This window comes from Rhodobacter sp. P2_H5 (genome assembly GCF_056403335.1).
The window spans coordinates 56,052-80,365 of the sequence record NZ_JBFUFS010000016.1; the positions used below are offsets into that span (position 1 = coordinate 56,052).

General features: G+C 63.7%; 26 protein-coding genes and 1 pseudogene. 4 read left to right on the forward strand and 23 right to left on the reverse strand.

Annotated elements, in window-relative coordinates; translation table 11 throughout:
- Window positions 1-30 precede the first annotated feature (30 nt).
- Together AC1DVR_RS18380 and AC1DVR_RS18385 are read right to left on the reverse strand one after the other, a co-directional pair.
- Window positions 31-744 carry a F0F1 ATP synthase subunit A gene (locus tag AC1DVR_RS18380; RefSeq protein ID WP_478002093.1) on the reverse strand — a complete coding sequence of 238 codons (714 nt, stop codon included), beginning with the start codon at window positions 742-744 and terminating at the stop codon, window positions 31-33.
- A gap of 35 nt (window positions 745-779) precedes the next feature.
- Window positions 780-1,106, reverse strand: coding sequence for an AtpZ/AtpI family protein (locus AC1DVR_RS18385; protein ID WP_478002059.1), 327 nt, complete (start codon window positions 1,104-1,106; stop codon window positions 780-782).
- A gap of 213 nt (window positions 1,107-1,319) precedes the next feature.
- Here AC1DVR_RS18385 and AC1DVR_RS18390 point away from each other — a divergent pair, with 213 nt between their 5' ends.
- A complete protein-coding gene (locus tag AC1DVR_RS18390; protein ID WP_478002060.1) occupies window positions 1,320-1,685 on the forward strand; it encodes an ArsR/SmtB family transcription factor in 366 nt (121 codons plus the stop codon).
- 70 nt (window positions 1,686-1,755) lie between these two features.
- Here AC1DVR_RS18390 and AC1DVR_RS18395 read toward each other — a convergent pair whose 3' ends face one another.
- The 5 genes from AC1DVR_RS18395 to rplS all read right to left on the reverse strand — a co-directional run bounded on the left by AC1DVR_RS18395 (window position 1,756) and on the right by rplS (window position 5,651).
- Window positions 1,756-3,258: a malonate--CoA ligase gene (locus AC1DVR_RS18395; RefSeq protein ID WP_478002061.1), complete on the reverse strand. Its 1,503-nt coding sequence runs from the start codon at window positions 3,256-3,258 to the stop codon at window positions 1,756-1,758.
- Between the two features lie 306 nt (window positions 3,259-3,564).
- Window positions 3,565-4,389, reverse strand: a complete 825-nt coding sequence (locus AC1DVR_RS18400) for a division plane positioning ATPase MipZ (RefSeq protein ID WP_478002062.1) — start codon at window positions 4,387-4,389, stop codon at window positions 3,565-3,567.
- 129 nt (window positions 4,390-4,518) lie between these two features.
- Window positions 4,519-4,941, reverse strand: coding sequence for a hypothetical protein (locus AC1DVR_RS18405; protein ID WP_478002063.1), 423 nt, complete (start codon window positions 4,939-4,941; stop codon window positions 4,519-4,521).
- A 102-nt stretch (window positions 4,942-5,043) separates the two neighbouring features.
- The gene (gene rpmE / locus AC1DVR_RS18410; RefSeq protein ID WP_478002064.1) at window positions 5,044-5,265 is read right to left on the reverse strand and encodes a 50S ribosomal protein L31; all 222 of its coding nucleotides are present in this window, start codon (window positions 5,263-5,265) and stop codon (window positions 5,044-5,046) included.
- Window positions 5,266-5,276: 11 nt separating this feature from the next.
- A complete protein-coding gene (gene rplS, locus AC1DVR_RS18415; RefSeq protein WP_478002065.1) occupies window positions 5,277-5,651 on the reverse strand; it encodes a 50S ribosomal protein L19 in 375 nt (124 codons plus the stop codon).
- Window positions 5,652-5,962: 311 nt separating this feature from the next.
- Here rplS and AC1DVR_RS18420 point away from each other — a divergent pair, with 311 nt between their 5' ends.
- Window positions 5,963-6,859 (forward strand): calcium-binding protein, encoded by an 897-nt coding sequence (locus AC1DVR_RS18420; RefSeq protein WP_478002066.1) that lies wholly within the window; start codon window positions 5,963-5,965, stop codon window positions 6,857-6,859.
- Window positions 6,860-7,064: 205 nt separating this feature from the next.
- Here AC1DVR_RS18420 and AC1DVR_RS18425 read toward each other — a convergent pair whose 3' ends face one another.
- The 6 genes and pseudogenes from AC1DVR_RS18425 to AC1DVR_RS18450 all read right to left on the reverse strand — a co-directional run bounded on the left by AC1DVR_RS18425 (window position 7,065) and on the right by AC1DVR_RS18450 (window position 11,260).
- Window positions 7,065-7,454: an Imm1 family immunity protein gene (locus AC1DVR_RS18425; protein WP_478002067.1), complete on the reverse strand. Its 390-nt coding sequence runs from the start codon at window positions 7,452-7,454 to the stop codon at window positions 7,065-7,067.
- 523 nt (window positions 7,455-7,977) lie between these two features.
- Window positions 7,978-8,871, reverse strand: a complete 894-nt coding sequence (locus tag AC1DVR_RS18430) for a hydantoinase B/oxoprolinase family protein (RefSeq protein ID WP_478002068.1) — start codon at window positions 8,869-8,871, stop codon at window positions 7,978-7,980.
- 4 nt (window positions 8,872-8,875) lie between these two features.
- Complete coding sequence (locus tag AC1DVR_RS18435; protein ID WP_478002069.1) at window positions 8,876-9,247, reverse strand: hypothetical protein; 372 nt, start codon at window positions 9,245-9,247, stop codon at window positions 8,876-8,878.
- 30 nt (window positions 9,248-9,277) lie between these two features.
- Window positions 9,278-9,985: a hydantoinase/oxoprolinase family protein gene (locus tag AC1DVR_RS18440; protein WP_478002070.1), complete on the reverse strand. Its 708-nt coding sequence runs from the start codon at window positions 9,983-9,985 to the stop codon at window positions 9,278-9,280.
- 157 nt (window positions 9,986-10,142) lie between these two features.
- Window positions 10,143-10,289: pseudogene (locus AC1DVR_RS18445) on the reverse strand (hydantoinase/oxoprolinase N-terminal domain-containing protein); the annotation flags it as partial.
- 104 nt (window positions 10,290-10,393) lie between these two features.
- The gene (locus tag AC1DVR_RS18450; RefSeq protein WP_478002071.1) at window positions 10,394-11,260 is read right to left on the reverse strand and encodes a helix-turn-helix transcriptional regulator; all 867 of its coding nucleotides are present in this window, start codon (window positions 11,258-11,260) and stop codon (window positions 10,394-10,396) included.
- Window positions 11,261-11,340: 80 nt separating this feature from the next.
- Between AC1DVR_RS18450 and AC1DVR_RS18455 the strand changes: the two genes are divergently transcribed.
- Complete coding sequence (locus tag AC1DVR_RS18455) at window positions 11,341-12,246, forward strand: SDR family oxidoreductase (RefSeq protein WP_478002072.1); 906 nt, start codon at window positions 11,341-11,343, stop codon at window positions 12,244-12,246.
- Between the two features lie 18 nt (window positions 12,247-12,264).
- On the opposite strand, the gene AC1DVR_RS18460 is transcribed toward AC1DVR_RS18455, so the two are convergent.
- The 4 genes from AC1DVR_RS18460 to fnrL form a co-directional block, all read right to left on the reverse strand.
- Window positions 12,265-12,804 carry a GNAT family N-acetyltransferase gene (locus tag AC1DVR_RS18460; protein ID WP_478002073.1) on the reverse strand — a complete coding sequence of 180 codons (540 nt, stop codon included), beginning with the start codon at window positions 12,802-12,804 and terminating at the stop codon, window positions 12,265-12,267.
- Entirely contained in the window at window positions 12,797-13,345 is a 549-nt protein-coding gene (locus tag AC1DVR_RS18465; RefSeq protein ID WP_478002074.1) for a T6SS immunity protein Tdi1 domain-containing protein, read from the reverse strand. Before AC1DVR_RS18465 ends, AC1DVR_RS18460 begins: the two co-directional genes overlap by 8 nt.
- Before the next feature lie 99 nt (window positions 13,346-13,444).
- Window positions 13,445-14,272 carry a tRNA (guanosine(37)-N1)-methyltransferase TrmD gene (gene trmD, locus AC1DVR_RS18470; RefSeq protein ID WP_478002075.1) on the reverse strand — a complete coding sequence of 276 codons (828 nt, stop codon included), beginning with the start codon at window positions 14,270-14,272 and terminating at the stop codon, window positions 13,445-13,447.
- A 39-nt stretch (window positions 14,273-14,311) separates the two neighbouring features.
- Window positions 14,312-15,058 carry a transcriptional regulator FnrL gene (gene fnrL, locus AC1DVR_RS18475; protein WP_478002076.1) on the reverse strand — a complete coding sequence of 249 codons (747 nt, stop codon included), beginning with the start codon at window positions 15,056-15,058 and terminating at the stop codon, window positions 14,312-14,314.
- Window positions 15,059-15,120: 62 nt separating this feature from the next.
- Between fnrL and hemN the strand changes: the two genes are divergently transcribed.
- The gene (gene hemN / locus AC1DVR_RS18480; protein ID WP_478002094.1) at window positions 15,121-16,476 is read left to right on the forward strand and encodes an oxygen-independent coproporphyrinogen III oxidase; all 1,356 of its coding nucleotides are present in this window, start codon (window positions 15,121-15,123) and stop codon (window positions 16,474-16,476) included.
- A 63-nt stretch (window positions 16,477-16,539) separates the two neighbouring features.
- Here hemN and AC1DVR_RS18485 read toward each other — a convergent pair whose 3' ends face one another.
- The 6 genes from AC1DVR_RS18485 to AC1DVR_RS18510 all read right to left on the reverse strand — a co-directional run bounded on the left by AC1DVR_RS18485 (window position 16,540) and on the right by AC1DVR_RS18510 (window position 24,288).
- The gene (locus AC1DVR_RS18485; RefSeq protein ID WP_478002077.1) at window positions 16,540-17,766 is read right to left on the reverse strand and encodes a glycosyltransferase; all 1,227 of its coding nucleotides are present in this window, start codon (window positions 17,764-17,766) and stop codon (window positions 16,540-16,542) included.
- Window positions 17,766-19,352 (reverse strand): ABC transporter ATP-binding protein, encoded by a 1,587-nt coding sequence (locus tag AC1DVR_RS18490; protein ID WP_478002078.1) that lies wholly within the window; start codon window positions 19,350-19,352, stop codon window positions 17,766-17,768. The genes AC1DVR_RS18485 and AC1DVR_RS18490 overlap by 1 nt, the downstream gene beginning before the upstream one ends.
- Complete coding sequence (locus AC1DVR_RS18495) at window positions 19,349-20,476, reverse strand: ABC transporter permease (RefSeq protein WP_478002079.1); 1,128 nt, start codon at window positions 20,474-20,476, stop codon at window positions 19,349-19,351. Before AC1DVR_RS18495 ends, AC1DVR_RS18490 begins: the two co-directional genes overlap by 4 nt.
- Window position 20,477: 1 nt before the next feature.
- The gene (locus AC1DVR_RS18500; RefSeq protein ID WP_478002095.1) at window positions 20,478-21,650 is read right to left on the reverse strand and encodes a microcin C ABC transporter permease YejB; all 1,173 of its coding nucleotides are present in this window, start codon (window positions 21,648-21,650) and stop codon (window positions 20,478-20,480) included.
- A 16-nt stretch (window positions 21,651-21,666) separates the two neighbouring features.
- Entirely contained in the window at window positions 21,667-23,589 is a 1,923-nt protein-coding gene (locus tag AC1DVR_RS18505; protein ID WP_478002080.1) for an extracellular solute-binding protein, read from the reverse strand.
- Window positions 23,590-23,763: 174 nt separating this feature from the next.
- On the reverse strand, window positions 23,764-24,288 hold the full coding sequence (locus tag AC1DVR_RS18510; RefSeq protein WP_478002081.1) for a c-type cytochrome: 525 nt from the start codon (window positions 24,286-24,288) through the stop codon (window positions 23,764-23,766).
- Window positions 24,289-24,314: the final 26 nt, after the last annotated feature.

Consider the following 24,314-nt stretch of genomic DNA (forward strand, 5'->3'; position numbering starts at 1 on the left):
AGGATTGCGATGAGGATGAAGTGAACTGACTTAGTGGTGGGCTTCGCCGACGGCGTCGCGCAGGTACACACAGGTCAGGATAGCGAAAACATAGGCTTGGACGACGGCCACCAGCATTTCGAGGCCGTAGATCGCGGCGATGGCGGCGATCGGCACGACCGAAGCCACGCCCATCACGCCGGCAAAGCCAGCAAACACTTTCATCACGGCGTGACCGGCCATGATGTTGCCGCCCAGACGAATGGAGTGGCTGACGGGGCGGACGAAGTAGGAGATGACCTCGATCAGGGCCAGCACCGGGCGCAGCACCAGGGGCGCCGAAGAGACCCAGAACATGCCGAGGAAGCCGATGCCCTTCTTGTAGAGGCCGACCAGCGTCACGGTCAGGAAGACCGCCAGCGCCAGCGAAGCCGTCACCGCGATATGCGAAGTCGCGGCGAAGGAGCCGGGGATCAGGCCCAGAAGGTTCGAGGTCACGATGAAGGTAAACAGCACCATGATATAGGGGAAGAACTTCGCCCCCTCATGGCCGGTCACGTCTTCGACCATGTCATGGATGAAGCTGTAGAACACTTCGCCCATCGACTGCAGCCGGCCCGGGATGATCGAGCGCCGGGCCGAGCCCAGCAGCAGGAACAGCGAGACGGCCAGCACGGTCAGGCCCAGCCACAGGGTCTGGTTGGTGGGCGTATACCAGGTCAGCGGACCTTCCCCGAACAAGGGAACGATCTGGAACTGGTGCATCGGGTCAATGACAAGACCGCCTTCTTGAGCCACGTTCAATCCCTCTCGTCTGTCGCGGATCTGTCCGCATCTTTCGCCATTTGCTTCGCGGTGCCCATCATCGTCTTGATGCCGGCCGCAAAGCCGAGCAGCGCGAAGATGATCAGAAGGAAGGGCCGGGTTCCGAACAGAACATCCAGACCGTAGCCGATCGCCAGCCCGAGCATCATGCCCGTCACCAGCTCCAGCACCATCCTCCAGGCCACTTCGCCCTGCGATAAACTCTTGCCCGTGTCAGGTCTTTTGGCCGTACCCTTGCCCTTCAGCTTGGCGAGCTTTTCTTCCAGCGCGCGCAGCCGTTCGGGGTCCGGATCTTGTGCCATGAGGCCCTCTTCACGTTCGAGCGGAACCTAGGGAGTGGGGGCGCCTGAGTCAAGCAAGGATAATGGGCGAACGAAATGGTTTAATGTACTGATATAAAACGGAATTCGTCAGGCGCGGTTTCCGCCCTTTCAGGCCCTCGCCCCCGGTTTTTGGCCTTTGGCATATTCAACCATCCGGTTGACCTTGCTCGCCGCGCCCCCGATACTGCCGCCATGACAGACAAGCTCGACATGGCTTTCGCCGCTTTGGCCGACCCGACCCGCCGCGCCATCCTCGCCATGCTGCTCGAGGATGACATGGCCGTCACCGATGTGGCCGAACCTTTCGAGATGTCGCTGGCGGCGATTTCCAAGCATCTGTCGATCCTCGCTGACGCCGGCCTGATCAGCCAGGAAAAGCGCGGAAGGGTGAAATGGTGCAAACTCGAACCCGACGCGCTGCGCGAGGCCTCGGTCTGGATGCAGAGCTTCGGCCAGTTCGACCCGGTCGACCTCGACGCTTTCGAACGCTTCCTCGAAGGTGAACTCAAGGACGACGAGTCCACCGAAGGTGCCAGTTCCGAAGACGCGGCCTCCTGACTCTTTCATTGGTCCATAAATATCCCGGGGGTGCGGGGGCTGGCCCCCGCTCTGGTCTTCAGCTCTGGCCTCAGCCCGCAAACCAGCCGGCATAGGCCTTGCGCAATTCCGCCTTCTGCACCTTGCCCATGGTGTTGCGTGGCAATTCCGCCACCACCACCGCGGCTTTCGGCTGTTTGAACCGGGCGAGCTTGTCCTGCAGGCTGGCCAGCACGGTCTCCGTCTCCAGGGTCGCGCCCTTCTGCGGCACCAGAACCGCAAAGACCACCTCGCCGAAATCGGGATGCGGCAGGCCGATCACGGCGCTTTCTAGGACGCCGGGCGCTTCGTCCAGCAGCATCTCCACCTCGATCGGATAGATGTTGAACCCGCCCGAGATCACGAGGTCCTTGGCCCGCCCGACAATATGCACATAGCCGTCGGCATCGATCTGGCCGAGGTCCCCGGTGATGAACCAGCCATCCGCGTGCAGTTCTTCCCGGGTCTTGTCCGGCATCTGCCAATAGCCCTGAAACACATTCGGCCCGCGCACCTCGATCACGCCGACCTCGCCCTGCGCCACCTCGCGCCCCTCGGCCATGATGCGCAGTTCCACATCGGGCAGGGGGAAGCCCACGGTCCCGGCCCGCCGCTCGCCCTCGTAAGGGTTGGAGGTGTTCATGTTGGTTTCCGTCATCCCGTAGCGTTCCAGGATGCGGTGGCCGGTCCGCGCCTCGAAACTGCGGTGGGTTTCGGCCAGCAGCGGGGCCGAGCCGGAAATGAAAAGCCGCATCTCCGCCGCCAGATCACGGGTGAAGCGCGGGTCGTCCAGAATCCGGGTGTAGAAGGTCGGCACCCCCATCAGGGCGGTGGCTTGCGGAAGCAGGCGCAGCACGGTGTCGAGATCGAAGCCGGGCAGGAAGATCATCGACCCGCCGGTCAGAAGGCTGATGTTGGAGGCGACGAACAGGCCATGGGTGTGAAAGATCGGCAGGGCATGCAGCAGCACATCCGCTGCCGTGAAGCGCCAAAGCTGCGCCAGCGTCGCCGCGTTGGACAGAAGGTTGCCATGGCTCAGCATTGCCCCCTTTGACCGCCCGGTGGTGCCCGAGGTGTAAAGGATCGCCGCCAGATCACCGGGGTCGCGCGGTTCGGGCGCAAAAGAGGGCTCGGCTTCGGCCATTGCCGCGCCAAAACTGCCGCCGCCCTGGCCATCCAGCGTCATCAGCCGGGTGGCCCGCGCCACTTCGGCCAAGGCCGTGGCCCGCGCGGGGTCGCACAGGAACAGGGCCGGCGTCGCGTCGTTCAGGAAATAGCTGACCTCCGGCGCGGTATAGGCGGTGTTGAGCGGCAGGAAGATCGCCCCGATCGAGACCGTCGCGGCATAGACCGCCAGCGCCTCGGGCGATTTGGCGATCTGGACGGCCACCCGGTTGCCCGGCGCTACGCCCGCCGCCCGCAAGGCGTTGGCCGCGCGGCCGATCATGCCGAAAAAGGCGCGCCCGCTGATCTCGCGGCCATCGGCCAGGGTCATCAGCCGGCTGTCACGCGCGGCAAGTGGCGCAAAGAGCGCATCGTAAAGCGGGTTTGGCATCGGGCACCTCCGCGCCCAGAGGTGCCACGCAGCGCGGCGCGGATCAAGCGGCCCCGGCGCAGTGTTGCGGCCCTGGAAACCGATCGTTTCTTCTACCTGCGGTGGAATCGCCTTTCGACCCCGCCCCCGCCACTTTCCTGCCGTTGTTCGGCAGAACATTAACCTCAATGCACGACGAGGAGACGGCCATGGGTATCGGAAAAGCGCTTCTTGCCAGGTTCGGGCTGTTTGCCCCCAAATCCGATCTGCCCGACCCCTTCGCCCTGCGGCTGGAGCGGATCAGCAAGCGCGAAAGCCGCCGTCAGGTCAGGCAAGCCTTGTTTCGGAGCCTTGTTCAATCGCTGGGAGCCTGAGCTCGTGGATCAGGTCGCGGACCTCTTGCCGGGCCGCGATATTGGACAGGTTCAGCTGATCGACCCCGGTGTCCTTGAGGTCCATGACCGTCAGGCCGCGCGGGAAAAGCTCGCGGAAGATCACCCGCTCGGAAAAGCCGGGGGCGACGCGAAAACCGATCCGCCGTGACAATTCCTCCAAAGCCGCGCCGACCTTCTTCTTGTTGATCATCTGCTGCGCCCCAAGCCGGTTGCGCAAGACGATCCAGTCGATGGGCCTCAGGCCGGCCTGGGCGCGCAATTGGCGCGCGTTCCACACCATTTCCGAATAGATCGAGGGGCCGGTGACCTTGCTGGTTTCCGGGTCGATATGGGCCAGAAGGTCGAAATCGACAAAGCTGTCGTTCATCGGCGTGATCAGGGTATCGGCCAGCGAATGGGCGACCTGGCTCAGGCGGGTATGGCTGCCGGGGCAGTCGATCACGATGAAATCGCAGGTGGATTCCAGCTCGGCCACCGCTTCGGACAGGCGGCGGTCAAAGGCGTTCTCGCCGGGGGCGAGAAGGGCAGGGTCGATCTCGGGCAGGTCGCGGTAGTCGGGCGAGGGCAGGTTGAGCCCGGTGCGCTCCAGATAGGCGAGGCGGTTCTCGACATAGCGGCCAAAGCTCTTCTGGCGCAGGTCGAGGTCCAGCGCGCCCACGCGAAAGCCCATCCGGCACAGCGCGGTCGCCACATGCATCGACGTGGTCGATTTGCCCGAGCCGCCCTTTTCGTTGCCCACCACGATGATATGCGCCATGCCAGCACTCCCAAGCCTTTTTCCACCCTATAAGCGGCGCTTGGCCGATAGGGAAGGCGGCTTCGCAGGCGGGCGTCACCTTGGCGCGACAGTGTTGCAGGGCGGGATTTTTCGCAGAAAAATCGGGGCTCAGGAGGTTGCCTTGTCGCAACGGACCTGCTGATCCTCGCAATGGACCGAGGGCCAGTCGGCGCGGCCCCAGCAATAGCCCTCGGGCGACGTGGTCTGCCGCAGGATCCAGATCGGTCGGCCGCCATCGGCCGTCCGCGCCGTGTCGCCCTCGCGGCGCAGGGTCAGCGTCGTCTCCGACAGGTCCAGGATGTCATAGCGCCGGTGGCTGACGGGAAAGCCGTCATTGTCGGTCCAGGGCCTCGTCCAGTCAAACAGTGCATGGGGCGGCTGCGCCATGAAATCCAGATGGTGAGGATTGGCCGCGCAAGAGGTGGCGGGATCGCTGGCGCTGCCGTAGTCGCCGCGCAAACTGTCCACGACCTCCTGCGCCGCGGCGGGCAGAAGGCTGGCGAAGAGGAACATAAGGGCAAGACGGATCATGCCGTGATGATGCCCGATGCCGCCGCCTCTGTCCCTCACAAAGCCGTGAGACCAATGCAAAAGGCGCCCCCGAAGAGGCGCCTTTCAAACATCTGGTCAAGATCAGAGTGCCAGACCCGCGTACTTGTTCTTGAACTTCGAAACACGGCCGCCGGTGTCCATCAGACGGGCCGACTGGCCGGTCCAGGCCGGGTGCGCCAGCGGGTCGATGTCCAAAGCCATCTGATCGCCCTCTTTGCCCCAGGTGGACTTGGTGGTGAACAGCGTGCCATCGGTCATCTTGACCGTGATCATGTGGTATTCGGGGTGAATGCCCTTTTTCATGGTCCGGTTCCTTATTCCGACTTGGGTTTGTAATTGGTGTCTTCGACGATCCGTGCCGATTTACCGCGACGGTCGCGCAGGTAGTACAGCTTGGCGCGACGGACGCGGCCACGGCGGACCACTTCGATCGAGTCGATGTTGGTCGAGTAGAGCGGGAACACACGTTCCACGCCTTCGCCGAACGAGATCTTGCGAACGGTGAACGAAGCCGAGATCGTGGCGCCGCCCTTGCGGCCGATCACGACGCCTTCGTAGTTCTGCACGCGCGAGCGGGTGCCTTCGGTCACTTTGTAGCCGACTTTCACGGTATCGCCGGCCTTGAAGTCCGGGATGGTCTTGCCAAGCGCAGCGATCTGCTCGGCTTCGAGTTGTGCGATCAGGTTCATACCTGTCTCCATTTACCTGCGGTTTTCCGCAGAGGTGATGCCGCACCAGAGCTACTGGTCTTCAACCGGGTCGCTGCCTTTTGGGCAACCCCGCCAGAGATGGGGCCTGCTGTTCTATACGACCGCCGCGGCCTGCCGCCTGAAGAAGGGCGGCGCAAAACCATAGGCAACCGAGTCCATCGGGTTGCCCCGTGAACGGGTTGCCTATGCGGCAAAATATGCGCGCGGTCAATGCGGTCGGGGCCTGCCGGGCCACATAATCTTGGCATCGGCGCAAGCCAGGGGGGACGTTTCGTCAGGAGGAGCAGGAAATGGCAGAATTTCGGGCCTGGAACACCGTCGATCTGCGCGGCGTCAACTTTCACGAATCGTTCGAGGCGGCAAGCTCGGCCTTGTTCTACGACAACACCTATCTGACCGTGCATGGCCGGACCTATGAGGATCTTCTCGCCCTGGATTACAGCACGCCCGACCTGCCGCAGGTCGAGCTCTGGCTCGGCTCGGGCATCAGATTGTCCGGCGGTGCGATCACCGCGGGCACCCTGACGGCGGTCTATGACACGTTCTACAACTATGCTGACGGGCTTTGGTATTACAACCTCGAGTTCCGCGGCTTCTCGATCCCGGCGGTCGATCTGTACAGAGCCCAGCTGACCGAAAGCCGTGTCGATGACGAAACCTTGCTCAGCAAGATGCTGGCCGGGAACGATCTGATCGAGCTGCACTCCACCAGCGCCGATAATATGGAGGGGCGCAGCGGCAATGACCAAATGTCGGGCGGCGGCGGCCGCGATACGCTGGTGGGCGGCTTTGGCAACGACACGATCGCGGGCGAGCAGGGCTTCGATCTGTTGCAGGGCAATTATGGCAGCGACAAACTGACCGGCGGCTATGGCAACGACACCCTGCAGGGCGGCCACGGTGCCGACCGTCTGGGGGGCGGGCCGGGCAATGACGTGCTGACCGGTGGCAGCAGCGATCTGAAGCGCGATGTTTTCGTGTTTCAGACCGGATCGGGCGACGACCGGATCACCGACTTTCAAGATGGCGTCGACCGCATCGAATATACCTCGGGCCCGACCTCTTTTGCACAGCTGGCGCTGACCCAAAGCGGCACGGGCGTTCTGGTTGAATATGGCAGCCTGTCAGTGCTGGTCGAACATACCCGGGTCAGCGCGCTGACCGCGGCGGATTTCCTCTTCACCTGAGACGCGCCTGCTTGCCCGGCCCCCTTTGGCGCATGAAGGCCTGCCAGAGGTCGGGGAGGCGGATCATGGCCAGTTCCTCGGCCAGCGCCAACTCCAAAGGAATTGCGTCCGATGGGAAGACTGCCCGGGACAACGGGCGCAGGGGGGAGGGTGCGGGTCTAGGTTTAGCTTGAACGCAGGCTCGGCAGACAACGCTGCCGCCCTTTCACGCCGCGCCATCGTCGTGCCAGTTCACGCCTGACGGTCTCTCACCGGATCGCGCAAAATCCGACAGTGCTGCAAAGACTGCAGGTCGCCCCACGGTCCACGACGTTGGGAAGGTGTCCACCTGCGCGTTCCCCAAAACAAATGCGGTGGTGACATCGTCATGTGACATGTTCGTCGGACTTCGCGAGCTGAATCCCACATCCTCAGGAAAACGAAGGTACATCAGTACGCCAGACCGCTTATTTAGAAGAGCGCAAAGCGCTGATTGACCGTCGTTGGATGCCCACAATTCGAGGTCATCGCGCCGTTGAAGTGTCATCAAAAGGCGGTCGAAGGCTTCGGCATTGTCAACCCTGTGTTCCACCCCATTGACGGTCAATCGCAGCATTGGCGCCCCCGGTTCGCTAAGCCAAGGCAAACCTGCCCGTTCCGGTGATTGGCATCAATAGCCACTTTGCCGACCGCCAAGCCCCCCGCACAACACAGGGCTGCGCCCGACGTCGGGTGGGCGCAGCCACGCTGGTTCCAGGCGCTTTATGGTTCAACTGCTCCCGCCCGGGAGGAGGGCGGGCGCGGCCCGACGGCGCTGGCGCGCCTTGTTTCCGGGCGAAGAGAAGGGGAACTGGTCTTGGGAGCGACGTGCCAGCGTTTAGGCTGCGTTGTGGCTCCCCGGTCCCCTGCGGCACATAAAGGCCTGCCAGAGGTCGGGGCGGCAGGTCATGGCCAGTTCCTCGGCCAGTTCCTTGTCGAGGACATCGGCGCGCAGGATCAGGCCAGCGCTGCCGACGGCGGGGGCTATGTGCCGCGCGTCTCGGCCAGGGTCTTGTAATCGGTGTAGCCCGCAGCGCCGCCGACGTAAAAGGTCGTCTTGTCGGGCGGCGTCAGGGCGGCATTGCGGCGCAGGCGCTCCATCAGGTCGGGATTGCTGATATAGGGTTGCCCCCGGTCGGCATGTTGAGAGACGAGCCCGGTTGCGGGTCGGACCCTGTGAAATCAAGCGTCAGCATATCGCCCTTGACGGTCAGGGTGATGACCACGCGGCAGGGCACGTCCCCGTCGCTGTCTTCATCGGCGTAATCGGCGAAGAAATAGGTGCCATCCGGGATTTCGGCCATGATCTTGCGGGCCTGAGCCTCGGCGTGGTTCAACAGTGCGGATTGGCAATTTCGGATGGTGTCGACGCCAAAGCGCCTCATCATCTCCAGCACCTTGGCCTCGCCGGTGTTCAGATGGGCGATCTGGGCATTCAGGTCGCCCCAGTTCTGTTCCGGCATCCGCACATGGGTTTCGATGATGCGGATCAGGTTCCTGTCGAAGACGCCATCATGCCAGACCTTCATCGGCGGCAGGCGCAGGCCCTCTTGCGGCACCTCGACCAGCCTGCGCGACAGCGAGGCAGGTACCGCGCCGCCGACATCGGTGTTGTGGACGTGGCAGGCGACAAAGCAGATCAGCTCTTTCTGGTAGAAGACCGGTTTCCGGGCGTGCACGTCCGGCGCATGGGTCGCCACATGGCCCGAATAGGCGTCCGAGGTCAGGTAGATCGCGTTTTCTTCATGGGTCTCGATCAGCCGCAACGCCGGGCCATAGTGGAGCCCCGTGAACCAGGTGGCACCCAGGCCCTTCGGCGAGGCAAAGGTTTCGCCTTTCGGGGTCAGAAGCTGGGTGGTGAAATCCTCGGTCTCCTTGACAAAACTCGAATGGGCGGTGGGCATCAGCGTATGGGCCATGGCCTCGGTGGTTGCCGCGCAATAGTCGGCCAGCACCTGCAGCATCGCACGATGGAGTGTTCTGGTTTGCAGCATCGGCTTAATCCTTCCCGACGCGAAGATCGCCAAAGGCATCGACCTCGACCGAGCAGTCCTCGGGGACGAAGGTCGTCATATCGTCCTGAGCAATGACCGCAGGCCCGGCGAACCGGTGCCCCGCGCACAAGTCCGCGCGGGCGTAAAGCGCGACCGGACGCCACCGGCCCGAGATCCAGCATGATATCTCGCGCAGCGGCGTGGGAGCGCCCTTTGCGGTGGCGATCCGCGGCAGGTGCGGCAGGTCATTGCGGCCGGTCGCGACCATCCGCAGGTTGACGAACTGCACCCGTGCGCCCGGCTGAACATGGCCGTAGACCCGCGCATGGGCCTGATGGAACGCCTCCGCCAACGCCGTCAGATCGCCATTCAGCACGGCTTCTGCTGGCAGAACGGTCTCGATCTCCTAAGACTGGCCGCGATAGCGCATGTCGGCGGAGTAGGTGAAAATCCCCTCGCCCTCATAGCCCTGGTCGGTCCGCAGCCAAGCTGCGCCCGCCGCGTGCAGTTCGGCAAAGACACTCCGGACCTGGGGAAGTGCCTCTTGGGTGAGATCGGCATAGACGGTGCGGATGAAGTCGTTCTTGAAGCCGGCAACCAGCCCGCCCAGCGCTGAAAGCGCGCCGGGCGTGGTGGGGATCACGGTTTCCGACATCCCCATTTCGCGTGCAAGCAGGCAACCCATCATCGGACCCGCGCCGCCGAAGGGCATCATCGAAGTGCTGCGCGGGTCGATGCCGAACCGTGTCACGAGTCCGATGATGCCGCAGACGGCGAAGGCGTCGGTGATCGTGGGCTTCACGCCGCCGCGCCCGTAACAGGCCGGGCCGGGGGTGGAGCCGGCACTTTCCGGCTCGATCTTCAACACGCCATATTCATCGACCCAGGCGACCGAGCCGTCGCCCTCGCCAATCGAGGTGACCGAGATCGACGGCACATGGATCTGATGCTCGCCGATATATTCGCCGTTTCCATATTGTGGCACACCGTTCAGGATCAGGGCCACATCCGCCGAGGTGCCGCCGATGTCGAGGCTCAGGCATTCGGCCAGATTACAGATCTTCGCGACAAAGCTTGCGCCGATCACGCCCGAAGCCGTGCCGGACAGGATCATCTACACGCAGTCGGTCTTACCTTGCTCGGCGCTCATGATGCCGCCGTTGGATTTGGCCAGCCGGATGCCCTTGCGCTGGATGACCGTGTTGACCCCCACCCGTCGTGCCATGGGTGAAATAGCTGACGTTGCCGGGGTCCATGCCATAACGCGCGCCGGCCAGCCTCAGACCCGCGGCGATCTCTTCGCCCGGCTTGTCGGGGCGGGAAAAGACCTTGAGCGCCCTGACTGTCCTGGTCTCTTCATCGAGTATGGCGACATCGGTGAAGGATCCACCGATGTCCACGCCTATCCGTTGGCCCATCCTTGCTCTCCGCTTGCTGTGGTCGGGCAAGGGATAGGGGAGGGCGCGGCCCTTGGCTTCTCATAACTGGTTTCTCGGAACGGGCAGGGCCGCGGCAGAGGCTATCAGCCCGGGACAGCGTTTGCCTCGTGGACCCCGCCCAGAAGCTTTGCAATCCGCGCCGCGCTTTCTTCTTTGGCCGGGGTGAAGACCAGCAGGGTCAGATCGGTGCGGCCATCGACGGCAAAGGTCGAGAAGTCCAGCTCGATCAGGCCGACCTCGGGATGCAACAGGCGCTTGGTGCCCTCGCCGTAACTGGCTACCTCATGGGCCTGCCAGAGCGCGTCGAAATCCGGGCTGGCCTGGGACAGGTCGGCCACAAGCTGGGCGATCTCGGCCGAGGCGCCGGCCCGCGCCACATCGGCCCGGAAGGCGCTGACGGCAAAGCGGGCGACGCCGGGCCAGTCCTCGTTCTTGGCGCGGATCCGCGGTTCCAGGAAGATCATCCGCAACAGGTTGCGCCGGGCCGGAGGCAGCACCGCATAATCGGTCAGGACCAGCGCCGCGGCCCGGTTCCAGGCCACCACATCCCAGGTGACGGTCTTGAGGATGGCCGGTGTGGCAGGCATCGCGTCCAGCACGTTTTGCAGCCGGGGCGAGATGCCTTCAAAACCCTTGTAGCGCGCCTCGGGTCCATGGCCGAAGGCGAGGATGAAGAGATGTTCGCGTTCGGCCTCTGTCAGCATCAGGCCGCGCGCGATCCGGTCCAGCACGTCGACGGAGGGTGCGCCGCCGCGGCCCTGTTCCAGCCAGGTGTACCAGGTCGGGCTGATGTTGGCGCGCTGGGCCACCTCTTCGCGCCGCAGCCCCGGCGTGCGCCGCCGCCCTGCGGGAAAGCCAAAGCTGGCCGGGTCCAGCCGGATGCGGCGGTCGCGCAGGAAATTGCCCAGGTCGCGGTTGATCTCGGCTGCCATGATGATCCTGTCAATCATTATACCATGATAAAGTCACTACTTTACCATGATCCAGATTAGGCCGACACCCGGGTTCAAGCAACACGGAAGGATACCCCATGCTTGTCTTTCTCACCGGAGCCACGGGCTTCATCGGCTCTCACATCGTGGCGGAACTGCTGGCGGCGGGCCATCAGGTGCTGGGCATGACCCGGTCCGACAGCGGCGCCCGCGCATTGGAGGCGGCCGGTGTGCAGGTTCATCGCGGCACGCTGGAAGAACCCGAGACGCTGCGCGCCGGGGCTTCCAGGGCCGATGCGGTGATCCACACCGCCTTTGACCACAACTTTGCGAATTTCGGGGCGAACTGCCAGAAGGACAGCCGGGTGATCGCGGCGATGGGCGAGGCGCTGAAAGGATCGAACCGGCCGCTGATCATCACCTCCGGCACCGGGATGGGGGATGCGGGTCACGGGCAGCCTGCGACAGAGGATGTGTTCAACCCCGACCATCCGAACCCGCGTTCGGCATCCGAGATCGCCGGAAACGCGCTGCGCGAAAGGGGCGTGAATGTCTCGGTCGTCCGCCTGCCGCAGGTGCATGACACGCGCAAGCAGGGTCTGATCAGCCCCTATGTCGAAATGGCGCGCGCCAAGGGGGTTGCGGCCTATGTGGGCGATGGCGCCAACCGCTGGCCTGCAGCGCATGTGCTGGATGTGGCGAAGCTTTACCGGATGGTGCTGGACCATGCCGAGGTCAGCGCCCGCTATCACGCCGTGGCAGAGGAAGGCGTGCGTGCCCGCGACCTGGCCGAGGTGATCGGTGCGGGGCTTGGTGTGCCCACAGCCTCCATCGCGCCGGAAGAGGCCGCGGCGCATTTCGGCTGGCTTTCGCATTTCATCGGGCTCGACATGCCGGCCTCCAGCGCGCTGACCCGAGCGAGGCTGGGCTGGGAGCCGAAGGGGCCCGGCATTCTGGAGGATCTGCGGCGGATGGATTTCTCCGCCGCGCAACACCCCGCCTGACAGGGCGCGGACGGTTGATCAGGGGCAGGATGCGGGACGCGTGATCCGGTACCAGACCTCGCCCTGCTCCGCCCCCGGGATGGTGTCCGCGAAAACCGGGTGGTCGGTGCGCAGAAAGGTCATGCCGAGCTTTTCCATCACCCGGCGCGAGCCGTGGTTCACCGCCATGGTGCAGGCGAGGATCTTCTCATATCCCGCCTCCGCGAAGCCCCAGTCGCGCAGCGCCGCGGCCCCTTCGGCGGCCAGACCCTGACCCCAGTCCGCCCGGCGCAGGCGATAGCCCAGTTCGGCGGTGCCATCGCCTGCGGGCCAAAGGCAGAACCAGCCCACGAAACTCCCGTCATGGCGGCGGGCGGTCCAGACATGGGGCTCGGTGCCATTGGGCATCAGGAAGTTTGCCTTGGGATCTGCGGTGGCGCGGTCGACCGGAGACCCGCCGTTGAGAAAGCGCATGACCTCGGGGTCTTGTTCCAGCGCCACGAAATCGGGGCAATCCTGCGGGGTGCAGGGGGTGAGGCGGAGGCGCGCGGTATGAGGCCTGGCCTTGGTGCTACGCATCTGAAATGCTGAACGGGCCAATGTCCGTTCCCATCGGAAGATCGCCGATCTGCGCAAGGATTTGCCCGTTGATGGTCCAATAGACTTCAAGGTCAGAGACGGTGAGATTGTCAAATGTATCTGCGCCGCCAAGGAACAAAGGCACTTTGAAGCTCACACATTCTCCGTAGTTTGGCGATTGACCTCCGGAGGCCAACCATTCCTTGAACCTGTCGTGGTTGACCGTTTCATTGGGATGCCCAAACAACTCGCCGGTGTGGAACTCCCTGTATCCACAGGGGATCTCGAAAATCTCCTGGGTTTCTGGATCAAGGAGGGTGACCTGCGGTTCGCCGCCCGCCATGCGCGAGCGATCAAGCGCGAATTGGCGACCCATCCAATCGGCGCCAAAGCAGGCGATTTGCCGGGCCTTCCGCGGAAAAACCTCCACCGCGCAATTGGTGTAGCGTGCGATGTCTGCATCGCGGTGCAGGCGATAGGCGCCGTCAAGAACCGGCTCCCCGCCGACACGTGGCGCCGCAGTTTCAAAAGCGAACCGCATTCCCTCACCCTTTCGTCATGTCTGCGATGCAATCCACGGTAGCAGAACTCGCGTGCCGCGTCAGGGCGCCAAGGAGGTCTCGCCAAGCTGACGTATCGCCTACTTCCCCGGAGCCTTGCGCCGCATATAGGCCTGCCAGAGGTCGGGGCGGCGGGTCTTGGTCAGCTCCTCGGACTGCGCCTTGCGCCATTTGGCGATGTCGCCGTGGTGGCCGGACTGAAGGACCTCGGGGATGGCCAGGCCCTGCCATTCGGCGGGTTTGGTGTATTGCGGGTGCTCCAGCAGGCCGTCGGAGAAGCTTTCCTCCTCGGTCGAGGCCTGATTGCCAAGGACGCGGGGCAGAAGACGCACGGTGGCGTCGAGCATGGCCTGGGCCGCGATCTCGCCTCCGGTCAGGACGAAATCGCCGAGGCTCACCTCTTCAATCTGGTGGTGGTCGATGATGCGCTGGTCGATGCCTTCGAAGCGGCCGCAGATCATGGTCAACCCGTCACAGGCAGCGAAACGGCGGGCCATGGCCTGGTCGAAGGTCTTGCCGCGCGGCGAAAGGTAGATCAGCGGCCATTTCAGGCGGTCGGGGTTGGCGCCTTGCGCCGCCTCGGTCAGGGCCTTGTCGAGGACATCGGCGCGCAGGACCATGCCGGCGCCGCCACCAGCGGGGGTGTCGTCGACATTGCGGTGCTTGCCCTCGCCAAAGGGGCGCAGCGCGATCGGCAGGAGCCGCCAGAGGCCAAGATCCAGCGCCTTGCCGGTCAGCGACAGGCCGAGCGTGCCGGGGAAAGCCTCGGGGAACAGGGTGATGACCTTGACCGTGAAGGCGCCCTTGACCTGCACCTCTTCCATCAGGTCGCGGGGCTTGGCGCTGACCTGCACGCTCAGGCGGCCATGGGAGCGGCCGGGAAGGATCGGAGTCTCGTCGTCTTGCATCGCAGCCCTCATTTCGGGGCGCAACTTAGGGCGAAAGCCTCAGGACAGGAAGCCGCCATCGGCATCGTCGCCGGTTTCCTCGACCAGACGGTCGAAGTTCGGCACCACGACCCGGCGCTTGTCGCCCAGTTCCACCAGGCCATCGCGTTTCAGCGCGTTCATCTGGCGCGAGACGGTTTCCAGCGTGAGGCCCAGGTAATCGGCCATTTCCTCCCGCGTCAGGGGCAGGTCGAAGGAGATCGGGCCTTTGGCGGACTTCGCCTTCAGCCCGGTATCGCGGCGGGCGATGATCGACAGAAGCGAGGCGATCTTTTCCCGCGCCGTCTTGCGGCCCAAAAGCAGCATCCATTCGCGCGCGGCGTCCAGCTCGTCCAGGGTCATCTCCAGCAGGCGATGGGCGACATGCGGGGTCTGCGACATCATCTCTTCAAAGGGTTTGCGGCGGAAGCAGCACATCACAAGGTCGGTGGTCGCGGTGACGTCATAGGGGGCGATTGCCCGGCCCGGACGGCCGACGAAATCCGACGGCAGCAGAAGGCCCACCATCTGGCGGCGGCCATCCTCCATCGTCTGCGACAGCGAGGCGATGCCCGACACCACCGAAGCCACGAAGTCCATCCGGTCGCCGGACCAGACCACGTTCTGGCCGGCCTCGAAGCTGCGGTAATACTTCATCTCTTCCAGCTTGGACAATTCGGTCGCATCGCAGCGCGCGCAGACGGCGCGGTGCCGGATCGGACAATCGCCGCAATCCTCCGGTGCAAGTTTCAGAGAATGAAGCGACATGCCGAACCTTTCGTTTGATCCTGATCAAGGAAATCGCAGGAAGCATGCGGCAGCGTAACGCGATGAACAGTCATTCGCAACTCGCCCGCTTCGGGCTTTTCGACGCACGTGTGCCTCGGTACACGTCCTACCCCACCGCGCCGCAGTTCGCGGGCGGCGTGGGACCGGACCTCTTTGCCGAGTGGATTGGCGCGATTGCACCCGGATCCTCGATTTCTTTGTACATGCATGTGCCTTTCTGTCGAAGGTTGTGCTGGTTTTGCGCCTGCCGGACGCAGGGGACGACCTCGGACGATCCGGTCGTGGCCTATGCGAAAATGTTGCAGGCCGAGATCGCACTTCTGGCGCGGCACCTGCCCGAGGGCGTCACTTTGTCGCGGCTGCATTGGGGTGGGGGCACGCCGACCATGCTCGCGCCAGAGCTGATTCGGGATCTTGCCGGTGCAATCCTGGCGGTGGCGCCGCTGGCGCCGGGGGCCGAATTCTCGGTCGAGATCGACCCTAATGAGATCGACGCCGCCCGACTGGATGCGCTGACGGCGGCCGGGATGAACCGCGCCTCGATCGGGGTGCAGGACTTTGACCCGCTGATCCAGAAGACCATCGGCCGCGAGCAGAGCTTCGAACTGACGCGGGATGTGGTGGAGATGATCCGCGCCCGCGGCATCAAGAGCCTGAACGCCGATATCCTGTTCGGCCTGCCGCATCAGACCGGCGCGCGCATCGCGGATTCGGTGCAGAAACTGCTGAGCTTTGCGCCGGACCGCGTGGCTTTGTACGGCTATGCCCATGTGCCGTGGATGAGCCGGCGGCAGCAGATGATCCCCTCGGACGCGATGCCGACGCCTGCGGAGCGGCTGGACCTTTACGAAGTGGCGCGCGATCTGTTTCTGGCCGATGGCTATGAGGAGATCGGCATCGACCATTTCGCCAAGCCCACGGATGGGCTGGCCGTGGCCGCGCGCAGCGGCCATCTGCGGCGGAATTTTCAGGGCTACACCGATGACACCGCGCCGACCCTGGTCGGGCTTGGCGCCTCCTCCATCTCGCGCTTTCCGCAGGGCTATGCGCAGAATGCTTCGGGCACTTCGGACCACACGCAGGCGATCCGCGCCGGGCATTTCTCGACCCATCGGGGCCATGTCTTTGCGGGCGAAGACCGTTTGCGCGCCCGGATCATCGAGGCTTTGATGTGCGATTTCCGCGTCAGCCGGGCGGAGCTGGCGGGCTTTGGCATTGAAGCCCCGGTGGTGGATGCGATGCTGAACCGGGTGGCCGAAGAATTTGCTGGGGTGGTGACGCTGGATGACGATTTCCTGACCATCCTGCCGCAGGGCCGCCCTTTGACGCGGATGATCGCGCGGGGTTTTGACGCTTATGACCATCAGGGCAAGGCGCAGCATTCGGCGGCGATCTGAACGGCACGCCCCTTGCCGGCCGGGGCCTCCGGCGGGAGTATTTGGGCAGAGGGCAAGGGAGGGTCAGGCCTTGGGGCCGTGACGCTCTACAAAGTCGATCATCTTGGGCAAAAGGATGCGCTGGTCGTAGCGGTCCAGCGCAGTCTGGCGGGCGGCGGCGCGCAGGGGGAGGAACTGGTCAGGATGGGCCAGCGCCTCGGTCAGCTTGGCGCTCCACCCCGCGACATCGAAGAAGCCGACGAGCGAGCCGTTGACGCCGTCCACCAGCACCTCCTGCACCGGGGCGGTGGCGGAGCCGATGACATGGGCGCCGGCACTCATCGCCTCGATCATCGACCAGGAGAGGACGAAAGGGTAGGTGAGGTAAGCATGGGCGCGGGAGACCTGCATCAGCGCCACGAACTGGTCATAGGGCACCTTGCCCATGAAATGCACGCGGGAGAGGTCAAGCTGGTCGCGGACCTCTGACAGGATCTTTTCCTTCCAGCCCTTGGCATCCTTGGGGGCGGCGCCGTAGCTGACCTCATCCCCGCCGACGATGACGACCTGCGCCTCGGGCCGGGCCTTCAACACGGCGGGCAGGGCACGCATGAAGATGTGGTAGCCGCGGTAGGGTTCGAGGTTGCGGTTGACGAAGGTCAGCACCTCGTCCCCCGGTTTGAGGCTGCGGCCATCAGGCAGGGCAAAGCGCGCCTCGGGGTTGGGGCGCATGATATCGGTGTTCACGCCGTCATGGATCACCTCGATCATCCGGCGCAGCGCGGGCGGGTAGGTCGAGGCCTGCCATTCGGTGGGGGAAAGGCCTGCATCGGAATGCAGAAGCGCCTGGCCAAGATGGCTGGCGCGGCCTTGGGCGATCATCACCTGATCGAAGTTGGGCGCGCCGAATTCGGTATCAAACCCGACATCGGCGCCGCGGCCCTTGTAGTAGAACTCGGCATAGGTCAGCAGCTTCGCCTCGGGCCAGACCTCTTTGAGGAACAGCGTCTCGCCCCAGCCGGAATGGCCAAAGATCACGTCCGGCACATAGCCGCGCTGCTGGCGCAGTTGCAGGCAGGCGCGGGCGACAGTGACGCCGCGGTCGCTCATCTGGATGTAGTTGCGCCCCAGCCGGGCGGCGGGCGGGTCGATGGGCTGCGCCTCGTGCTTGTATTTCAGCACCGGGATCGTGGTTTCGCGGGTATTGGCGAGGTCGGTCAGGGCGAGGCAGTCGTGGCCGCGCTTGCGCAGTTCGGGCGCGAAGTAAAGGAACTGGCCGGGGAAATTCTGGTGGACGAACAGGATCTTCATCAGGGCGTACCAAAGGCAGCTGCAAGCAGAGCCTTGGTATAGTCTTGCTGCGGGTTTGCGAAGAGACTTTCGGAAGGCCCCGCCTCGACCACATCGCCCGCCCGCATCACCATGACCTTGTGCGACAGGGCGCGCACGACGCGCAGGTCGTGGGAGATGAAGACATAGGCCAGCCCGTGGCGACGCTGCAACTCGCGCAGGAGGTCCACGATCTGCACCTGCACCGTCATGTCGAGGGCCGAGGTCGGCTCGTCCAGCACCACCAGCCTTGGCCGCAGGATCATCGCGCGGGCGATGGCGATGCGCTGCTTTTGCCCGCCGGAGAATTCATGCGGATAGCGGTGCATCGTGGCGGGGTCGAGGCCGACTTCGGCCATGATCTCGCCCACCATGTCGCGGCGGTTGCGGCCCGGCTCCAGCCCATGCACGCCCAGACCCTCGGCGATGATCGCCTCGGCGGTCATCCGGGGCGAAAGGCTGCCGAAGGGGTCCTGAAACACCACCTGCATGTCGCGCCTGAGGGGCCGCATGGCGTGGTTGGAGAGGTGGGAGATTTCCTTGCCGTCCAGCAGGATGCTGCCCTTCGATGCCGTCAGCCGCAGGATGGCCAGGGCAAGCGTGGTCTTGCCCGAGCCGCTTTCGCCGACGACGCCCAGGGTCTCGCCCGCGCGGACCGAGATGCTGGCCGCGTTGACCGCCTGCACATGGCCCACGACGCGGCGCAAAAGGCCCTGGGTGATCGGGAACCAGACGCGCAGGCCTTCCGTCCGCAGCACCTCGGCCGCGCCTTGCGGCACCGGGTCGGGTTGGCCGGTGGCATGGGCGGCGAGCAGTTTCTGGGTGTAGGGATGCTGCGGGTTGGCGAAAATCTCTGCCGTCGCGCCCTGTTCGACGATCGCGCCGCCCTGCATGACGCAGACCCGGTCGGCGATGCGGCGCACGATGTTGAGGTCGTGGGTGATGAAGAGAAGGCTCAGGCCTTCGGTCCGTTTCAGATCGGCCAGAAGGTCGAGGATCTGGGCCTGGATGGTCACATCCAGCGCGGTGGTAGGTTCATCGGCGATCAGGAGGTCAGGACCATTGGCAAGCGCCATCGCGATCATCACGCGCTGGCGTTGGCCGCCTGACAGCTGGTGCGGGTAGGAGGCCATCCGAGTTGCGGCGTCGCGGATGCCGACTTTCTCCAGCAGTTCCAGCACGCGGGCGCGGGCCGGGGCGCCGGACAGGCCCTGGTGGAGGGACAGGCTTTCGGTGATCTGATCCTCGATCGTATGGAGCGGGTTGAGCGAGGTCATCGGCTCCTGAAAGATGAAGCTGATGTCGTTGCCGCGCACCTTGCGAAGCGCCGCATCCGAGGCGCCGATCATCTGGCCGCCCTTGTAAAGGACCGAACCCGAGACCTCGGCATTGTCGCCCAGAAGCCCCACGGTCGACAGCGCCGTCACCGACTTGCCGGAGCCGCTTTCGCCGACCAGCGCCAGCGTCTCGCCCTTTTCCAAGTTGAACGAGACGTTCTTGACCGCATGGAGCAGGGCGCCGTCCTGCCGGAAGCGGATGTTCAGGTCCTGGACCTGCAAAAGGCTCATCGGAAGGTCTTTCGCGGGTCGAAGGCATCGCGGACGCCCTCGAAGATGAAGATCAACAGACACAGCATCAGCGCCGAGGCGAAGAAGGCCGTGAAGGTCAGGTGATAGGAATCGAGGTTCTGCTGCGCCTGCCGGGCCATCTCTCCCAAGGAGGGGTAGGACGGCGGCAGGCCGAAGCCGAGGTAGTCGAGCCCGGTCAACGAGCCGATGGCGCCGGTCACGACAAAGGGCATCATCGTGGTGGTCGAGATGGTGGCATTGGGCAAGAGGTGACGCACCATGATCGTCGCATCTGAGACGCCAAGCGCCTTGGCGGCGCGGACATACTCGAAATTGCGCACCCGCAGGAACTCGGCCCTGACGAGGCCCACAAGGCCCATCCAGCCGAAGGCCACCATCAGGAACAGCAGAAGAACGAAGCTCATCTTGAACATCGCGCCGATGATGATGATGACGTAAAGCATCGGGATGGCCGACCAGATCTCGATCACGCGCTGGAAGATCAGGTCGATCATGCCGCCGAAATAGCCCTGCACCGCCCCCGCCGCGATGCCGACGATGGAGGAGAGGGCCGAGACGATCAGGCCGAAGCTGACCGAGAGCCGGAAGCCGTAGATCACCCGCGCCAGCACATCGCGCGCCGTGTCATCGGTGCCGAGCCAGTGCTTGGCATCGGGTTTTGACGGGGCGGTGCCGCCGACATTGTTGATCGTGTTGTAGCTGTAGGGGATCAGCGGCCAGAGGATCCAGCCCTTCTCGAACCCCTCCGCCTTGAAGGTGCCGGCGTCGATCTGGGTCAGCACATCCTCGGGCGTGTCGAAACAGGTGTCGACGCCGCCGCTGCGGATCAGGCACTGCACGGTCGGGTCCTGATAATTCGCCTCGGTGCGGAAGTCGCCGCCGAAATCGGCCTCGGAGTAGAAGTGCAGGAAGGGGGCGCGGATCTCGCCCTTGTAGCTGACCAGCAGCGGGTGGTCATTGGCCAGCAGCTCGGCCCCGAGCGACAGGCCGTAGAGGATCACGAAGATGATCAGCGACCAATAGGCCCGTTTGTTGGCGCGGAAATTGTTCCAGCGCCGCCGGTTGAGCGACTGGTAGGCGCGCGGCTTTTCAATTGTGCCCATGCTAGTCGCGCCTCGAAAAGTCGATCCGGGGGTCGATCAGCATATAGGTCAGGTCCGAGATGATGCCGATCACCAGACCGACGAGGCCAAAGGCGTAAAGCGTGCCGAAGACGATGGGGTAATCCCGCGCCACGGCGGCGTTGAACATGAGTTGCCCAAGGCCATCCAGCGAAAACACCCGCTCGATGAACAGGGACGATCCGAAGAAGACGCCGATCAGCAGCGCCGGAAAACCCGAGATCACGATCAGCATCGCGTTGCGGAAGACATGGCCATAAAGCACACGGGTTTCCGACAGGCCCTTGGCGCGGGCGGTGATGACATATTGCTTGCGGATCTCGTCCAGGAAGCTGTTTTTGGTCAACAGGGTCAGGGTGGTGAAGCTGGACAGAAGCTGCGCCGTCACCGGGAGCGTGATGTGCCAGAGGTAATCCACCGTCTTGCCCCAGAGGCTGAGACTTTCCCAGTTGTCGGAATGGAGGCCGCGCAAGGGGAAGATCCGCAGGAAACTGCCGCCCGCAAACAATTCCAGCAGAAGAAGCGCAAACAGCAGCGTCGGGATCGAATAGGCCCCGATGATGACGGAAGAGGTCCAGACATCGAAGCTCGACCCGTCGCGCACCGCCTTGCGGATGCCAAGCGGGATCGAGATCAGATAGGCCAGAAGCGTGCTCCACAGACCCAGCGTGATCGACACCGGCAATTTTTCGATGATCAGCCCGATGACGGAGGTCGAGCGGAAGTAGCTGTCGCCGAAGTCGAAGCGCAGGTATTTGCCCATCATGATGAAGAAACGCTGCCAGCCGGGGATCTTCTCCTTGTGGCAGGCGGGGTCTTTCAGGCTGGGCGTGCCGGTGAAGCCGGGGTCGCAGACGATGCGGGAAAAGCCGAACTCGACCTCCAGCTGCGCCACGAATTCCGGCGGCAGGCCGCGGGCGCCGATATAGCTGCTGTCTCCCGCCTGAGACTGGCCGACCTTCTTGCCGCCCGACTGCCCGGCATCGGCCCCGCTGCCGCCCAGCTTGTCTGTGGCGGTCTGGTCGTCCTGCACCTTGGCCGCGATCTGTTCGATCGGGCCGCCGGGGACGAATTGGGTCAGGGTGAAGTTGACGATCATGATCCCCAGAAGGGTCGGGATCACCAGCAGCAAGCGTCTTAGGATATAGGCTCCCATCGGGGGCACGCGCCTTTCAGTGCAGGACGCCCGCGGCCTTGAGCTTGGCCGCCTTGTCCGCGTCATACCACCAGAAACTCGTCTCGCCCAAAGCATAGGGCGGAAGTTTGTCCGGGTGGCCGTACATGTCGTAGTGGGCTACCCAATAGCTTGCCTTGTACCATTGCGGAACCCAGAACCTTTCGGCCAGCAGCACCCGGTCCAGCGCCTTGGCATCGACGATCATCTGCGCCTTGGTTTTGGAGGCGGTGACCACCTCCAGAAGCTTGTCCACGGCGGGGGATTTCAGGCCCATGATGTTGTAGCTGGAATTGTCGGCGGTGGCCGAGGAATAGGTCTGTTTCATGTCGTCGCCCAACTCCATCCCGGCGGGGGCGTGTCCGGTAATGATGTCGAAGTCGAAATTCGGCGGCCGGGTCCGCTCGTCATATTGCGCGGGGTCGGGAGAGGTCATCGAGGCGTCGATGCCCAGCGCCTTCAGGTTTTCGACATAGGGCGTGATCACCCGGTCAAAGGCCTGATTGTCGTTGAGGAATTCGACCTTCAGCACCTCGCCCTTGTCATTGCGGCGCATCCCGTCATCGCCGACCTTCCAGCCCGCGTCGTCCAGCAGCTTCGAGGCCTTGCGCAGGTTCTTGCGGTCGAGCTGGGTGTCGCCCGACACCGGGGCCGCAATCGGCGGGTCGGTCAGGATCGAGGCAGGCTCCAACCCGGCATCGACGAGGGGTTGCAACAGGGCGACCTCCTCGGGCGAGGGCGGGCCGGATGCGGCGAGGTAGGAGTTTTCCCAGATCGAGTTGATGCGGGTATAGAACCCGTAGAACAGCGTTTTGTTCGACCATTCGAAGTTGAACATCAGCCCGATGGCTTCACGCACGCGGGGGTCCTGGAACTTTTCCCGGCGCAGGTTGAAGAGGAAGCCCTGGCCCGGCGCCTTGGTGCCATTGGGCAATTCTTCCTTGATGATCTGACCGCTCTTGACCAGCGGGAACTCGTAGTCCCGCGCCCAGGATTTCGAGGCGTTTTCCTGCCGGAAGGTATAGGCGCCGCCCTTGAAGCCCTCGAACGCAGCGTTGGGGTCAGCGAAATACTCGATCCGGATCTTGTCGAAATTGTTCTGGCCGAGGTTGATCGGCAGCTTTTCACCCCAGTAATCCGGGTTGCGCTTGTAGACCACGGTCTGGCCCGCGACATAGCGGTCCAGCACATAGGGGGCCGATCCGACGAAGGGTTTCAGGCTGCTTTCTTCCAGATCGCGCTTGTTCGCCTCGTAATCGGCCTTGGAGAAGATCGGCAAGCCGCCGACACTGGCGGGCAGGTCGCGGGTGGTGATGCCGGTCTTGAAGGTGAACTTGACGGTATGGGGGTCCAGCGCCTCGACCTTTTCAATCTCGGTGTTGAAGATGGTGCGGAAGTCCGACAGGCCCTTGGTCGAGAAGATGTCATAGCTGAAGACGACATCATCGGCGGTCAGCGGTGTTCCGTCCGAGAATTTGATGTCGTCGCGCAGATGGAAGGTCACCCAGGAGCGGTCCTCGGGGTAATCCATCGTGGTGCACATCAGGCAATAGGACGCACCGATTTCGTCTGCCGTGCCGGTCAGGATGCTTTCATACAGCATCGAGGCCCCGGCGGCAGAGCTGCCCTTGACCGTATAGGGGTTCATCGAATCGAAAGAACCCGGGGCCCATTCCGAAATCTCGCCACCCTTGGGCGCATTGACGTTGACATAATCGGGCGTGAAATTCGGCCCGTATTTCAGATCGCCGAAGGTCGAGATGCCGTGGCTCGAGATGATCTTCTGATCCTCGGCCCGGGCAGTATGGACAAAGGCCGCCAGCGCCAGAATGGCCAGGCCCGCCGCCCCCGCGTTCCGCAATGTGCGGTCTGCCTTGGTGCGGTCCAGCGCCTTTGCTGCGACGGCTGATCTTTTGACCATGCCCGATCCTCCTGCTCTGCGCCCTGTCTGGCCGCTACGGGCTTTAGCTAAAACGGAAAAGCGCCGGTTCACAAGTTGCGAATGCGTGAGGCTCCGCGTGAGGTGACGAAAGAGGGGGGGCAATGAAAAAGGCCGCCCCGGATGGAGCGGCCTTTTGGCAGGAGAAGGGAAGGATTATTTCATCGTCTCAAGATAGGCGATCACATTGGCGCGGTCTTGCGGGCTGGGCAGGCCGGCAAAGCCCATCTTGGTCCCGGGCATCGCGGCCTTGGGGTTCTTGATGAATTCGTAGATCAGTTCCGGGGTCCAGACATCAGCCGATTTCGCGGCCATCGCGTCCGAGTATTTGAAATCCGGCACAGAGGCATGGTTGCGGCCAACCACGCCGTTCAGATGCGGGCCGGTCATGTTCTTGCCCTCGACCGAGTGGCAGGATTTGCACTTGCCGAAGGTCTTTTCGCCCGCAGCGGCATCGGCGGTCTTGGCGACATCGGCATAGGCCGGGTCGGCGGCCGCTTCGGTCGTTGCGGCATTGGCCGCGCCTTCGACTGCGATGGCATAGGCGTAGGTGCGCTCTTCGCCATGCGGCTCTTCGCCGAAGCCATAGAGCGATTCAGCCGCCCAATTCCCGAACAGGAAGAACAGCAGCGTTCCGCAAACGCCGCCAACAATCTTGGTCGTGGTCATCGTGTCGAACATGCAGCACCTTCCGCTGGCCCTTGGCT